Here is a 13,971-nt window from a genome sequence, read left to right as displayed (position 1 = left end):
AACGCGATGAACATCACGCAACTTACGGCACTGTGCCTGCGTCATCAGGGAATATTGCTCGATGCCGATAACGAGGTGGTTCACGTCGCTGTCGTGGATTCACCGTCCCATGAACTGCTGGACGCCCTGCACTTTGCCACAACAAAGCGGATCGACATTGTCTGCTGGACTCGTCAGCAAATGGAAGGCCATATGCATAAGCCGCGGAAAATGCTCCCGGCCGTCATCGCCGACGATAGCCGCACGGCGGCGGAACTTTTGCAGCAGACGCTGGAATCCGCGCTGGCAAAACGCGCTTCCGACATCCACATTGAACCTGCGGAAAACCACTACCGAATCAGGCTGCGCGTGGATGGCGTACTTCATGCCTTGCCCGGCGCGTCATCCGTCACCGGCGCGGCACTGACGGCAAGGTTAAAGGTACTGGGCAATCTGGATATTGCCGAACATCGACTCCCGCAAGACGGGCAATTTACCGTGACGCTTGCGGGCAATGCGGTTTCATTTCGTGTCGCGATCCTCCCCTGCCGGGACGGTGAGAAAGTGGTACTGCGGTTACTTCACCAGGTCGAGCAGGCGCTTGATCTCAACGCGTTAGGCATGCCTGATACGCAACTCGCCCTGCTCATGCAGGCGCTACGGCAACCGCAGGGACTGGTTCTGGTGACAGGCCCTACCGGCAGTGGAAAAACCGTAACGCTCTACAGCGCGCTACAGGCGCGCAACACCCAGGATGTGAATCTCTGTAGCGTAGAGGACCCGGTCGAAATTCCTGTCGAGGGCCTTAATCAGACACAAATTCATCCGCGCGCCGGACTTACTTTTCAGAGCGTATTACGCGCGCTGCTGCGTCAGGACCCCGACATTATAATGGTGGGCGAAATCCGTGATGGCGAAACGGCAGAAATTGCGATTAAAGCCGCGCAAACCGGCCACCTGGTGCTGTCCACGCTGCACACCAACTCCACCAGTGAAACGCTGATACGTTTACAACAGATGGGCGTCGCGCGTTGGATGATCTCATCCGCCCTGACGCTGGTCGTCGCCCAGCGACTGGCCAGAAAATTATGCCCGTACTGCCGTCATCTTGCCGCAGAGTCTGTCTCGCTTCCCGCCGCGCTATGGCCTACCACGCTTCCCCGCTGGCAAGCGCCCGGTTGCGAACGTTGCTACCACGGGTTTTATGGGCGTACCGCGCTCTTCGAGGTTTTGCCTGTTACGCCCGCATTGCGACAGTTGCTTATCAACAATGCAACCGTTGAGGCGCTGGAGTCCTGCGCCCGACAGGAAGGGATGAGTACGCTTTTTGAGAACGGCTGTCATGCGGTTGAACAAGGATTGACGACCTTTGAAGAACTCCTGCGCGTTCTGGGGCTACCTCATGTCAGCTAAACAGCTTTGGCGCTGGCAAGGGATTAACGCCACGGGCCATTCGGAAGAAGGGGCCTTATGGGCTGACGATCGTGCCGCACTGCTCGTTGCTCTGGAACATCAGCACATCATGCCGATACGCGCAAAACGCTTGAGCGTTAAAGCGGCACACTGGCGCGCAGAGCAAAGCGCGGAGATCATCCACCAACTGGCGACGCTTCTCAAAGCGGGGCTTACGCTTTCCGAAGGACTGACGTTGCTTGCCGGGCAGCATCCCAGTAGACAATGGCAGGCGCTGCTGCAAACGCTGGCCCATAACCTGGAGCAAGGCGCCCCGCTTTCTTCCGCGCTGGCGCAATGGCCGCAGGTCTTTCCTCCACTCTATCAGGCGATGATCCGTACCGGGGAACTTACCGGAAAACTCGATGAATGCTGCTTTGAGCTGGCACGTCAGCAAAATGCCCAAAAACAACTTGCTGACAAAGTCAAAAAAGCGCTGCGTTATCCCATCATAATTCTGACGATGGCCGTGATGGTTGTTTTCACCATGCTGCACTTTGTCCTGCCAGAGTTTGCCGCTATTTACCGGACATTCAATACGCCGTTACCGGCACTGACGCAGGGCATCATCACACTGGCGCAGTGGAGTGCCCAATGGGGCTGGCTGATGGCGCTGCCCGGTATCGCAACGGGGGTAATCTACGGTTTGATAATAAAAAAACCGTACTGGCAGATTCAACGCCAGCGTCTGCTGCTGCGCTGTCCCGTTATTGCACGCCTGGTCAGAGGCCAAAAACTCACGCAGATTTTCACCATCCTGGCATTAACGCAACGCGCCGGAATCCCCTTTTCACAAGGGCTGGAAAGTGTCGCAGAAATCCTGAATTGCCCTTACTGGTCTCAGCGTTTAGCTCAGGTTCATCGCGATATTCATGCCGGAAAACCGGTCTGGCAGGCGCTTAAAAATGCTGGTGAGTTCAGCCCATTGTGCATACAGTTGGTCATGACCGGTGAAACTTCCGGCGCGCTGGATGCAATGTTGCATAACCTTGCCCGGCACCACGGCGAGAATACGCTATCGCTGGCGGATAACCTGGCGGCGCTACTAGAACCCGCCTTGCTTGTTATCACAGGGGTCATTATTGGTACGTTGGTCGTGGCAATGTATTTGCCCGTTTTCCATCTGGGGGATGCAATGAGCGGTATGGGATAATGCTGGCGCATTGTGCTGCGCCAGCGCAGGGGATTACAGGCTATTGAAAACGCGGTTTTCTTGTTCCTGTACCCGAATAAACGTCGTGCGTTTCGTCAGCTCTTTCAGACGGGAGGCGCCAACGTAGGTACAGGCTGAACGCAGGCCGCCGAGGATATCACGCGCGGTGTATTCCACCGGGCCACGCAGCGGCAGCTTAACGGTTTTCCCTTCTGCTGCACGATATTGCGCAACGCCGCCAACGTGGCGGGTCATAGCGGATTCAGAACTCATGCCATAGAACAGCATAAATTTCTCGCCATTCTCTTCAACAATTTTACCGCCGCTTTCTTCATGGCCTGCCAGCATACCGCCCAGCATCACGAAATCCGCGCCGCCGCCGAACGCTTTTGCGACATCGCCAGGCATGGTGCAACCGCCATCGCTGACAATCATACCGCCCAGACCATGCGCGGCATCGGCGCATTCAATCACCGCAGAAAGCTGCGGATAGCCCACGCCGGTTTTCACACGCGTGGTACATACGGATCCAGGACCAATCCCGACTTTTACAATATCCGCGCCGGAGAGAACCAACTCTTCACACATTTCACCGGTCACCACGTTACCGGCACAAATGGTTTTTGTCGGCCATGCTTCACGCGCCTTTGAAACAAACTGCACGAAGTGTTCGGAGTAACCATTTGCCACATCAATACAAACAAAGTTCAGTGCCGGGCTCTGCGCCAGAATCTGTTTGGTTTTTTCGAAATCAGCATCGGAGGTGCCTGTTGAAACCATCACATGCCTGAGAACATCCTCAGAGGCGGTACTGGTGAAGGCGTTCCAGTCCTCAACGGAATAGTGCTTATGTACGGCAGTCAGAATGTCGAACGATGCCAGAGCGCTTGCCATCTCGAAAGTCCCGACGGTGTCCATATTTGCCGCGATAATCGGCACGCCGGACCAGGTCTGACCTGAATGTTTAAAGGTGAATTGACGTTCCAGTTCAACATCAGAACGACTTTTGAGGGTAGAGCGTTTAGGGCGGATAAGAACGTCTTTGAAACCTAATTTCAGATCTTCTTCGATACGCATGTGCGGATTCCTGGGGTTAATGGCAAAAAAGCGAAACTCACAACTCCAGTGACGTTATCATACGCACTAATCAGGCTTGCGCAAGACTGCGAAATTCTCTTTTTTTACGCTACAATCCCATAAATTTACCTGGCGAATAGTAGATAATGCCTACAGTAATATCGCCTTCGCGCGCTCAACTTTTAACCATTTGATTATCAAACCTAAATCCCAGGATCTGGACTTATGAGGTATACAGTAGCCTTAACCGGCGGCATTGGCAGTGGTAAAAGCACCGTTGCGAATGCATTCGCTGACCTCGGAATAAACGTTATCGACGCCGATATTATTGCGCGTCAGGTGGTTGAACCCGGTCAACCCGCCCTTATGGCGATCGCTGAACATTTTGGTTCTGCACTTATCGCGCCAGACGGTTCGCTACAACGTCGGATGTTGCGCGAACGTATCTTTGCCAGTCCTGAAGAGAAATCCTGGCTGAATGCCCTGCTCCATCCGTTAATTCAGCAGGAAACCCGGCGTCAGTTTCAGCAGGCAACGTCCCCTTACGTGCTATGGGTTGTGCCCCTGCTCGTCGAAAATGCGCTGTATAAACAAGCCAATCGCGTTCTGGTGGTCGACGTGACGCCCGAAACGCAGCTCTTGCGGACCATGCAGCGCGATGATGTGACGCGTGAACATGTTGAACAAATTCTGGCTGCCCAGGCAACGCGTGAAGCACGCCTTGCCGTGGCAGATGATGTTATTGATAATAATGGCGCACCGGACGCTATCGCGTCGGATGTTGCCCGCCTGCACGCGCGCTATTTACAGCTTGCGTCGCAGTTTGTCTCACAGGAAAAACCGTAATGCACACCCAGGTCCTTTTTGAACACCCTCTCAATGAGAAGATGCGTACATGGCTGCGCATTGAGTTTCTGATTCAACAACTCTCCGTCAATTTGCCCCTCGCAGATCATGCGGACGCCCTGCATTTTTTCCGTAACATCGGGGATTTGCTGGATGTGTTCGAACGTGGCGAAGTGCGGACCGAGTTGCTAAAAGAGCTTGAGCGTCAGCAGCGCAAACTTCAGGCCTGGGTTGAAGTGCCGGGGGTTGACCAGAGTCGAATTGAGGCTCTGCGCCAGCAATTGAAGACAGCGGGCAGCATTCTGATTTCTGCTCCGCGTATCGGGCAGCAGCTACGTGAAGATCGCCTGATTGCTCTGGTTCGTCAGCGCCTGAGTATTCCGGGCGGTTGTTGTAGTTTTGATTTGCCGACCCTGCATATCTGGCTGCATTTGCCGCAGGAACAGCGTGATGCGCAGGTTGAAACCTGGATTGCCAGCCTGAACCCGCTCAATCAGGCATTAACGCTGATCCTGGATTTGATTCGTAATTCCTCGCCGTTCCGTAAGCAAACCAGCCTGAATGGTTTTTATCAGGACAATGGCGATGATGCCGACCTGCTGCGTTTGCAACTGGCGCTTGATTCACAGCTCTATCCACAAATTTCCGGGCATAAGAGCCGCTTTGCGATTCGCTTTATGCCGCTGGATAGCGAAAATGGGCTGGTGCCTGAGCGCCTCGATTTCGAACTGGCATGTTGTTAAGGAGTAAAGATGTCAGAAACTATCACCGTTAGCTGCCCAACCTGCGGGAAAACCGTTGTCTGGGGCGAAGTGAGTCCGTTCCGTCCATTTTGTTCTAAACGCTGCCAGTTGATCGATCTCGGCGAGTGGGCCGCTGAAGAGAAGCGTATTCCAAGCTCTGGCGACTTGTCAGAAAGCGACGACTGGAGTGAAGAGCAGAAGTAATTCCACTAAAACGTAGCGCCCCCGCCATAATTTGCCGGATGGCGGCGTTGCCTTATCCGGCCTACAAACACCATTAGCCAGCAATCAGCTTTTCAATTACTGGCGCATTCGCGGGCGGGAAATCTTCCGCATTCAGAGCATTTTGCGCAATCCACCGCCCCGGTTGCCCCTCTTTTCCCCACGGCTCCCCTTCCCAGTGATCAACTAACCAGAACCACAGTGTGATGTGCCTGTCCGGGAACTGATATTCCTGCTTTTCAAATAGCGTCGCGTCACGCGGGGTGATCCCCACTTCTTCCTGCAACTCCCGGATCAGCGCCTGCTCCGGCGTTTCGCCCGCTTCGATTTTCCCGCCGGGAAACTCCAGTTTGTTGGCCATATGAGCATCGGCCGCACGTTGGGTAATAAAAATTTCGTGGTTCGGGTTGCGAATAATCCCGACAGCGATTTGCAGTTTTTTCATATGGTTACATCCATAAAAAAGGCGCAGTCACCTGCGCCTCATTGTCTTTATTCAGACCTTAGCTCAGACGGCCGTGGCACTGTTTGTATTTTTTACCGGAACCGCAAGGGCAAGGATCGTTACGACCCACTTTACGATCGCCCGTTTGCGCTGCCAGAGCGGCCGCCGCTGCGCTGTCGTCATCCTGATGACTAAGCTGCTGCATCTGCGCTAAACGCTCGGCTTCTTCGCGGCGCTGTTGTTCCATCGCTTCTACTTCTTCAGGCATACGAACCTGAACTTTGCTCAGCGTACTGACCACTTCATACTTCAGCGATTCCAGCATTGCTGCAAACATGGAGAAGGACTCGCGTTTGTATTCCTGCTTCGGATCTTTCTGCGCATAGCCACGCAGGTGGATACCCTGACGCAGGTAATCCATCGCCGCCAGGTGCTCTTTCCACAGCGAATCAAGAGTTTGCAGCATGACGCCTTTTTCGAAGTGACGCATCATCTCTGCGCCAACCACTTCTTCTTTACGCTGATACACTTCGATTGAGTGCGCCAGAATACGCTCACGCAGCGTCTCTTCGTGCAGCTCCGGCTCTTTATCCAGCCACTCGGCAATTGGCATATCCAGATCGAAGTCGTTTTTCAGACGTTCCTGCAAACCCGGAATATCCCACATCTCTTCCAGCGACTGCGGCGGAATGTACGCATCGATCGTCACTTTAAAGACGTCTTCACGAATGCTGTTGATGGTTTCGCTGACGTCGCTGACATCCAGCAGTTCGTTACGCTGGGTGTAAATAGCGCGACGCTGATCGTTCGCGACATCATCGTATTCCAGCAGTTGCTTACGAATATCGAAGTTGCGGCTTTCAACTTTACGCTGCGCATTGGCAATCGCTTTAGTCACCCACGGGTGCTCAATGGCTTCACCTGGTTTCATACCCAGTTTACGCATCATGCCCGACACACGGTCAGAGGCAAAAATACGCATCAGCGCATCTTCCATTGACAGGTAGAAACGGGAAGAGCCCGCATCGCCCTGACGACCGGAACGACCACGCAACTGGTTGTCGATACGGCGAGATTCGTGGCGCTCAGTACCGATGATGTGCAGACCGCCAGACGCCAGCACCGCCTCATGACGAACCTGCCAGTCCGCTTTGATCTGCGCGATCTGCTCTGGCGTTGGGTTTTCCAGCTCCGCCACTTCAGCCTGCCAGCTACCGCCCAGCACGATGTCCGTACCACGACCGGCCATGTTGGTGGCGATAGTGACCGCAGCCGGGTAGCCCGCCTGTGCGACAATCGCCGCTTCGTTGGCGTGGAATTTGGCGTTCAGAACGTTATGCTTGATGCCCGCTTTGGTCAGCTCATTAGAGACCACTTCAGACTTCTCGATCGAGATCGTACCCACCAGCACCGGCTGGCCGTTCGCGGTACGCTCTTTGATGTCTTCAATGATCGCCTGAATTTTTTCCGCTTCGGTCATGTAGACCAGATCCGGCATATCCTTACGGATCATCGGACGGTTGGTCGGAACCACAACGGTATCCAGCTTATAGATGGAGCTGAATTCGAACGCTTCGGTATCTGCGGTACCGGTCATACCGGCCAGTTTCTCATACAGACGGAAGTAGTTCTGGAAGGTGATGGATGCCAGCGTCTGGTTCTCGTTCTGGATTTCCACGCCTTCTTTCGCTTCCACAGCCTGGTGCAGACCGTCGGACCAGCGGCGACCCTGCATGGTACGACCGGTGTGTTCGTCAACGATGATCACTTCGCCATCTTTAACGATGTAATCCACGTCGCGGGTAAACAGCGCGTGCGCGCGCAGCGCGGCGGTTACGTGATGCATCAGCATGATGTTGCCCGGAGAGTACAGGGACTCGCCTTCATCCATAATGCCTTCTTTCACCAGCAGTTCTTCGATCAGCACCAGACCGCGTTCCGTCAGGTTGACCTGACGCGCTTTCTCATCAACGGAGAAGTGGCCTTCGCCCTGGAAGGTATCAGAGTCTTCTTTCTCCTGGCGAATCAGGTGCGGGATGATCTTGTTTACTTTCTTGTACATTTCCGAGCTGTCTTCAGCCGGGCCGGAAATGATCAGCGGCGTACGCGCTTCATCGATCAGGATGGAGTCGACCTCATCCACCAGCGCATAGTGCAGCTTACGCTGTACGCGCTCTTCCGGGCTGAACGCCATGTTATCGCGCAGGTAGTCAAAGCCGTATTCGTTGTTGGTGCCGTAAGTGATGTCGGCGGCGTAAGCTTCACGTTTTGCTGGGGCAGGCATGCCCGGCAGGTTAATACCGACGCTCATCCCGAGGAATTCAAACAGCGGGCGGTTGTTTTCAGCATCACGTTGCGCCAGATAGTCGTTCACTGTGACGACGTGTACGCCCTTACCGCTTAATGCGTTCAGGTAAGCAGGCAGCGTTGCGGTCAGGGTTTTACCTTCACCGGTACGCATTTCCGCGATACAGCGATCGTTCAGCACCATACCGCCCAGCAACTGGACGTCAAAGTGACGCATGCCGAATACGCGCTTACTCGCTTCACGAACCACAGCGAACGCTTCCGGGATCAGGCTTTCAACGCTTTCGCCTTTCTCCAGACGCGCGCGAAACTCTGCCGTTTTCCCTTTCAGTTCGTCATCAGAGAGTTTTTCCATCTCCGGTTCCATGGCATTGATGATGCCGACCGCTTTACGCATACGACGCAAGGTACGATCGTTACGACTACCGAATACTTTGGTTAACAATTTGATTAGCATAATAAAATCTCAAACGCCCCGCGATGCGGAGTCTCTATAATTAATTGAAGGTTTTTTGTTTTTAGCTGAGGCGTTGAGGGCCAGCGCGGATTCCCTGCGCCTGACTTATCCAGGCGGGAACGCTAAATGAGGCCTGAGGCGTAAAGTGCGCACGGGCGACGCGACGTACAATCGTTGGCGGTGTGCCTTCCTGCGTCAGCATCGCGCTGAGCGTGTTCAGTAACGCAATATGGTGCGCCTGAAGTGGCGAAGACTCTTCAGCAACCGGCAGCGTTTGCGGCGCCATGGCAAAAGAGAGATGGCGGATAACCGTGCGAATCGCATGCTGATGCCAGTAGTCGACGGTAAAATTCGGGCGGCGGTTACTCGCCTCCAGCAGCGCGAGCTGGCTGAAGTTAACCTTAGCGGATTGATCGTGATTACTGGCGGTCGCTTTCGCCGGCGTATTAGGCTCGGCTGCGTTACTGAGAGCGGGCAGACCAAAGCTAGCCGCGACCATCCCCAATAAGAGATGCGGCCAGAAGTACCGTCTACCTAACTGTCGCCAGCGCGTCAGTATTCCACTCACGTCATTGCCACCCTGATATGCCCGGCATGTGGGCTTACGAATTCAAAACGTTTTTTGCGCACAAATCTTACCATTAAAGCGTACGCTCTACAGCAGTAATGACATGGCGCTGAGGATAAAAATGCTTAAGAAAGCAGCGAACGCACTGTATTTCGGTTCAGCGGCAGAGAAAAAGGCGAAGGCAAACGCCGGACGGAAGAGATAAAAAAACGACTGGCTTACCTGGCCGGAGAGGGTGCCAGATTAACCAGTCGAATTTATGCGACAGGTATACACTTCATCCTTCAAGCTGCCTCTTTGTTGGCTGCCTTCTCTCACCCCAGTCACGTACTGGTCGTACGTTCCTGGGAATTCGCTCAGTTGCCGTCTTGATGCAACTTGAATGATTTTGTGTATAGCTATTATGCCAGTACAGTCGAAGGCGCTTTGAAAGCCAACGGCAGTTCTGCGTCGTCCTGGAAGGTCACATATTCCCAAGCTTCCTGTTTCGCCAGGACAGCCTGCAACAGTTTGTTATTCAATGCGTGACCGGACTTATACGCGGTAAACGCACCAATAATGTTGTGACCACACATGAACAAATCACCGATCGCGTCGAGCATTTTGTGACGAACAAATTCGTCTTCAAAACGCAGACCATCTTCGTTCAGTACGCGATAATCGTCAACAACGATGGCACAATCGAAGCTGCCGCCCAGGCACAGGCCACGGGACTGCAAATATTCGATATCACGCATGAAACCGAAGGTACGCGCACGGCTGATCTGGCGCATGAACGCATCCGCAGAGAAGTTCATCGCATAGCGCTGGCTGCTGGAATCAATCGCCGGATGGTTAAAGTCGATGGTGAAATCCAACGTAAAACCATTGTACGGCTTAAATTCAGCCCACTTGTCGCCATCTTCGACGCGAACCGTCTCTTTGATGCGTACAAATTTTTTGGCGCAGTTCAGCTCATCAATACCCGCATCAAGCAGCAGGTAGACGAACGGAGCAGCACTGCCATCCATGATCGGGATTTCCGGCGCATCGACTTCGATAACGATGTTATCGATACCCAGACCCGCCAGAGCAGCGTTAAGGTGCTCTACGGTTGAAATCCGTACATCATGCTCGTTGACCAGACACGTACAGAGCATGGTATCACGCACAGATTTGGCATCGGCCGGGAAATCTACCGGTGGATTCAAGTCGGTGCGACGATAGATGACCCCGGTGTTGGCCGGCGCAGGGCGTAAGGTCAGGGTGACTTTCTTGCCGGTATGTAAACCGACACCTGTCGCCTGAACGATACGTTTAAGTGTCCTTTGTTTGATCATCGTATAATCTCGCCAAATTACCTATCCAACCGAAGTGTACTATACATTCGGTGGGCCAGTTTAGCACAAAGAGCCGTGAATCCCAAATTCCAGCCAATTCTTAATCAGCTTGCTTACGCAGGAACGCAGGGATATCCAGATAATCCGGTTCTTTTGCCGTTTGCGGCGTATTGTCGTTCACCACTTTTGCGACCGGCTTCTGCTCTTGCGTCAGCGGCGCCATGCCGTGCTGCTGGTAACGATCCATCACCGGCTGCTGTACCTGTTTGTTGGTCACCAGGGTGATTTCAGGACGCTTGTCCATACCAATACCGGTTGCCACAACGGTGACGCGCAGTTCGTCGTTCATATCCGGGTCCAGAGAAGTACCGATAACCACGGTCGCGTTATCCGACGCAAAAGCACGGATGGTGTTACCAACGGTTTCGAACTCATCCAGACGCAGGTCGAAGCCCGCAGTGATGTTAACCAGCACGCCGCGCGCGCCAGACAGATCGATATCTTCCAGCAGCGGAGAAGAGATCGCCATTTCTGCCGCTTCTTCCGCACGGTCTTCACCGCTTGCCACGCCGGAGCCCATCATCGCGTAGCCCATTTCGGACATCACGGTGCGCACGTCTGCAAAGTCGACGTTCATCAGACCCGGGCGGGTAATCAGCTCAGCGATACCCTGAACCGCGCCTTTCAGCACGTCGTTCGCCGCGCCAAACGCATCCAGCAGGGAGATACCGCGTCCCAGCACTTTCAGCAGTTTGTCGTTCGGGATGGTGATCAGCGAGTCCACATGTTTGGACAGCTCAGTAATACCCTGCTCCGCAAATGCCATGCGCTTCTTGCCTTCGAAGTTGAAAGGCTTCGTCACCACGGCAACGGTCAGGATACCTAAATCTTTTGCCACTTCCGCAACCACTGGCGCTGCACCGGTACCGGTACCGCCGCCCATGCCTGCTGCGATAAACACCATGTCTGCGCCGTCAAGCGCTGCACGCAGTGCTTCACGATCTTCGTCCGCCGCATTGCGACCGACTTCCGGGTTTGCACCCGCGCCCAGACCTTTGGTGATGCCGCTACCAATCTGAATGGTCTGCCCAACCGCAGTCTTACGCAACGCCTGAGCGTCGGTATTCACCGCGAAGAATTCAACACCTTCGATGCGCTCGCGCACCATGTGTTCAACGGCATTACCGCCGCCGCCACCGACGCCGATGACTTTAATCACCGCGTCGTTGGTCAGTTCCATAGGTTCAAACATAGTTTCTCTCCGTTTTGTGCCTGTCGCCTGAGACCGTTAATAGTCGCCGGTCTCATAAAAATTAAAACTCTTTTCGCAGCCAGCTATTAAGTCGCTTGATCCACGAGCCAACTGATGCCGTAACACGTTTTTCCACTTCCGCTTCGCCACTTAAGTGGGACTCTTTCCCGTAGTGAAGCAGCCCCACCGCCGTTGAGTAGTACGGCTCCTGGGCATAATCCGTCAGTCCGGTAATATTCAGCGGCGCGCCAATACGCACTTGCGTATGGAACACGCGCTGAGCACAGGCAGCAAGACCTTCAATTTGCGCCGCGCCGCCGGTTAATACAATCCCCGCCGCCAGATGATGTTTCACACCCTGCTGGCGAAGCTGTTCCTGTAATTGCAAAATCTCTTCGTTGACCAGGTTGAGAAGCTCGGTGTAACGCGGCTCAATCACCTCCGCAAGCGTCTGACGTTGCAGGCTACGCGGCGGACGACCGCCCACGCTCGGCACTTCAACGCTTTCGTCTTTGCCGACGATAGAGCCCAGCGCGCAGCCGTGACGCACTTTGATGGCTTCAGCATCGCTCGGCGGCGTACCGAAGGCATACGCGATATCGCTGGTCACGACATTCCCTGCGTAAGGGATTACCTTGGTATGGCGCAACGCCCCGCCAGTATAAACGGCGATATCCATTGTACCACCACCGATATCAACCACGCAGACGCCCAGTTCACGTTCATCTTCCGTTAAAACGGAGTAACTGGCCGCTAACCCGGCAAATATGAGTTGGTCAACTTTCAGGCCACAACGTTCCACCGCTTTAACGATGTTTTTCGCCATGTCGTTGTGGCATGTGATCAAGTGCACTTTTGCCTGCATACGCACGCCGGAAAGGCCAACCGGATTCTTAATGCCTTCCTGGTAATCGATCGCATATTCCTGCGGAATGACATGCAGTACACGATGCTCATCACGCACGCGCACCGACTTCGCGGTATGCACGACGTTTTCCACATCTTCCTGCGTCACTTCTTCTTCGGAGATCGGCACCATACCAATTTCATTCTGACAGCTAATGTGCTTGCCAGAAAGCGCCAGATACACCGAGGAGATCTGGCAATCCGCCATCAGCTCCGCCTGGTCAATGGCGCGCTGTACGCACTTCACCACTGACTCGAGGTCGTTCACCCCGCCTTTATCCATACCTCGCGACGGGCAACTGCCCACGCCAATGATATTGACCATACCGTCGGGCAGAACTTCCCCTACTAAAGCGGCAACCTTCGCGGTGCCAATCTCCAGTCCTACTACCAGTTTTCTGTCCGTCGCCTTGATCATTGTTGTTCTGCCTGTGCCTGATTCTGTTGCTGATTAGATTCCTCTGGAGGTAAGGGTGCCCACCCTACTGCCGCCCCCGAGTCATAACGCAAATCAACGTAGCTTATCCGTTTGCCATCGGTTTGCGCCTGCTGCTGTAAAACCGGATAAAGTTCTACAAAGCGAGCCAAACGTTTCATCGTATCGCCCCTGCCGAGGTTGAGCTTAATATCGTTATTCAGCGTCAACTGCCAGGAACGACGCGCGGTCATTGCCGCTTCCTTCAGGGTGAATCTGTCCTTAGCCAGCACCTGCCCCATATCGCGATACCCCTGCAACACTTCACTCGCGCTGCCTTCCGGGCCATACAACATGGGTAATACCTGTTTACTGGTTCGCTCTGCCGGTACGCTGAAGGTATTGCCTTCGGCATCAACCATATGCTGATCATTCCAACGCGCAATCGGCACATATTCAACCAGATGAATCTTCAATTCATCAGGCCATTGCTTTCTGACGCTGGCCTGTTTAATCCACGGTAAACGCTCTATCTGGCTCTGGATAATGTTCACATCCTGAGTCATAAACGTACCCGGCGCGCCCAACGCCAGAATCGACTGGCGGATGTCATCATTGCGCGTGTAATGCCGCTCGCCGGTCAACACCAGTTTCGACAACGGCAAACGCTGCGCGTCTTCCATCCAGCCCAACACAACCCAGCCGCTGACAAACACGGTGCAGAGCACCGTCAGCAGGAACAGTATTCCTGCAAGACGCGTTCCATTATTGCGCCGTGAAGAAGACACCTCTTCATCACTGTTTCGCGTGTTCAGCGCAGCCTGCGACAT

The 13,971-nt window shown here is 54.1% G+C and carries 13 protein-coding genes; 5 read left to right on the top strand and 8 right to left on the bottom strand.

Annotation, left to right across the window (positions count from 1 at the left end):
- The first annotated feature begins 6 nt into the window (after positions 1-6).
- Both gspE and hofC read left to right on the top strand, forming a co-directional pair.
- On the top strand, positions 7-1,392 hold the full coding sequence (gene gspE / locus OGV67_RS17155) for a type II secretion system protein GspE (protein WP_115615129.1): 1,386 nt from the start codon (positions 7-9) through the stop codon (positions 1,390-1,392).
- Positions 1,382-2,584, top strand: coding sequence for a protein transport protein HofC (gene hofC / locus OGV67_RS17150; RefSeq protein ID WP_286465793.1), 1,203 nt, complete (start codon positions 1,382-1,384; stop codon positions 2,582-2,584). The genes gspE and hofC overlap by 11 nt, the downstream gene beginning before the upstream one ends.
- Positions 2,585-2,617: 33 nt before the next feature.
- Here the strand turns inward: hofC and OGV67_RS17145 are convergent, their stop codons facing one another.
- On the bottom strand, positions 2,618-3,661 hold the full coding sequence (locus tag OGV67_RS17145) for a GMP reductase (protein ID WP_012134060.1): 1,044 nt from the start codon (positions 3,659-3,661) through the stop codon (positions 2,618-2,620).
- Between the two features lie 225 nt (positions 3,662-3,886).
- Here OGV67_RS17145 and coaE point away from each other — a divergent pair, with 225 nt between their 5' ends.
- From coaE to yacG, 3 genes are read left to right on the top strand one after another with little or no spacing between them, the layout of a single operon-like run.
- On the top strand, positions 3,887-4,507 hold the full coding sequence (gene coaE, locus OGV67_RS17140; protein WP_058668570.1) for a dephospho-CoA kinase: 621 nt from the start codon (positions 3,887-3,889) through the stop codon (positions 4,505-4,507).
- On the top strand, positions 4,507-5,250 hold the full coding sequence (zapD, locus tag OGV67_RS17135) for a cell division protein ZapD (protein WP_012134063.1): 744 nt from the start codon (positions 4,507-4,509) through the stop codon (positions 5,248-5,250). Before coaE ends, zapD begins: the two co-directional genes overlap by 1 nt.
- Positions 5,251-5,259: 9 nt before the next feature.
- Positions 5,260-5,454 carry a DNA gyrase inhibitor YacG gene (gene yacG, locus OGV67_RS17130; protein WP_047458910.1) on the top strand — a complete coding sequence of 65 codons (195 nt, stop codon included), beginning with the start codon at positions 5,260-5,262 and terminating at the stop codon, positions 5,452-5,454.
- 73 nt (positions 5,455-5,527) lie between these two features.
- Here yacG and mutT read toward each other — a convergent pair whose 3' ends face one another.
- The 7 genes from mutT to ftsQ form a co-directional block, all read right to left on the bottom strand.
- Positions 5,528-5,917, bottom strand: a complete 390-nt coding sequence (mutT, locus tag OGV67_RS17125; RefSeq protein ID WP_058668569.1) for an 8-oxo-dGTP diphosphatase MutT — start codon at positions 5,915-5,917, stop codon at positions 5,528-5,530.
- A 58-nt stretch (positions 5,918-5,975) separates the two neighbouring features.
- On the bottom strand, positions 5,976-8,681 hold the full coding sequence (gene secA / locus OGV67_RS17120; RefSeq protein ID WP_047458916.1) for a preprotein translocase subunit SecA: 2,706 nt from the start codon (positions 8,679-8,681) through the stop codon (positions 5,976-5,978).
- A 61-nt stretch (positions 8,682-8,742) separates the two neighbouring features.
- Positions 8,743-9,249, bottom strand: coding sequence for a secA translation cis-regulator SecM (gene secM, locus OGV67_RS17115; RefSeq protein WP_058668568.1), 507 nt, complete (start codon positions 9,247-9,249; stop codon positions 8,743-8,745).
- Positions 9,250-9,650: 401 nt separating this feature from the next.
- Complete coding sequence (lpxC, locus tag OGV67_RS17110; RefSeq protein WP_012134068.1) at positions 9,651-10,568, bottom strand: UDP-3-O-acyl-N-acetylglucosamine deacetylase; 918 nt, start codon at positions 10,566-10,568, stop codon at positions 9,651-9,653.
- 100 nt (positions 10,569-10,668) lie between these two features.
- Entirely contained in the window at positions 10,669-11,820 is a 1,152-nt protein-coding gene (ftsZ, locus tag OGV67_RS17105; RefSeq protein ID WP_004857884.1) for a cell division protein FtsZ, read from the bottom strand.
- Positions 11,821-11,881: 61 nt separating this feature from the next.
- Positions 11,882-13,144 carry a cell division protein FtsA gene (ftsA, locus tag OGV67_RS17100; RefSeq protein WP_003018755.1) on the bottom strand — a complete coding sequence of 421 codons (1,263 nt, stop codon included), beginning with the start codon at positions 13,142-13,144 and terminating at the stop codon, positions 11,882-11,884.
- Entirely contained in the window at positions 13,141-13,971 is an 831-nt protein-coding gene (ftsQ, locus tag OGV67_RS17095) for a cell division protein FtsQ (RefSeq protein WP_012134069.1), read from the bottom strand. The genes ftsA and ftsQ overlap by 4 nt, the downstream gene beginning before the upstream one ends.

This window comes from Citrobacter sp. CK188 (assembly GCF_030333525.1).
GTDB lineage: Bacteria > Pseudomonadota > Gammaproteobacteria > Enterobacterales > Enterobacteriaceae > Citrobacter_B > Citrobacter_B koseri.
Note: the sequence above shows the minus strand (reverse complement) of the source record. Positions and strands in the feature narration are given on the sequence as shown.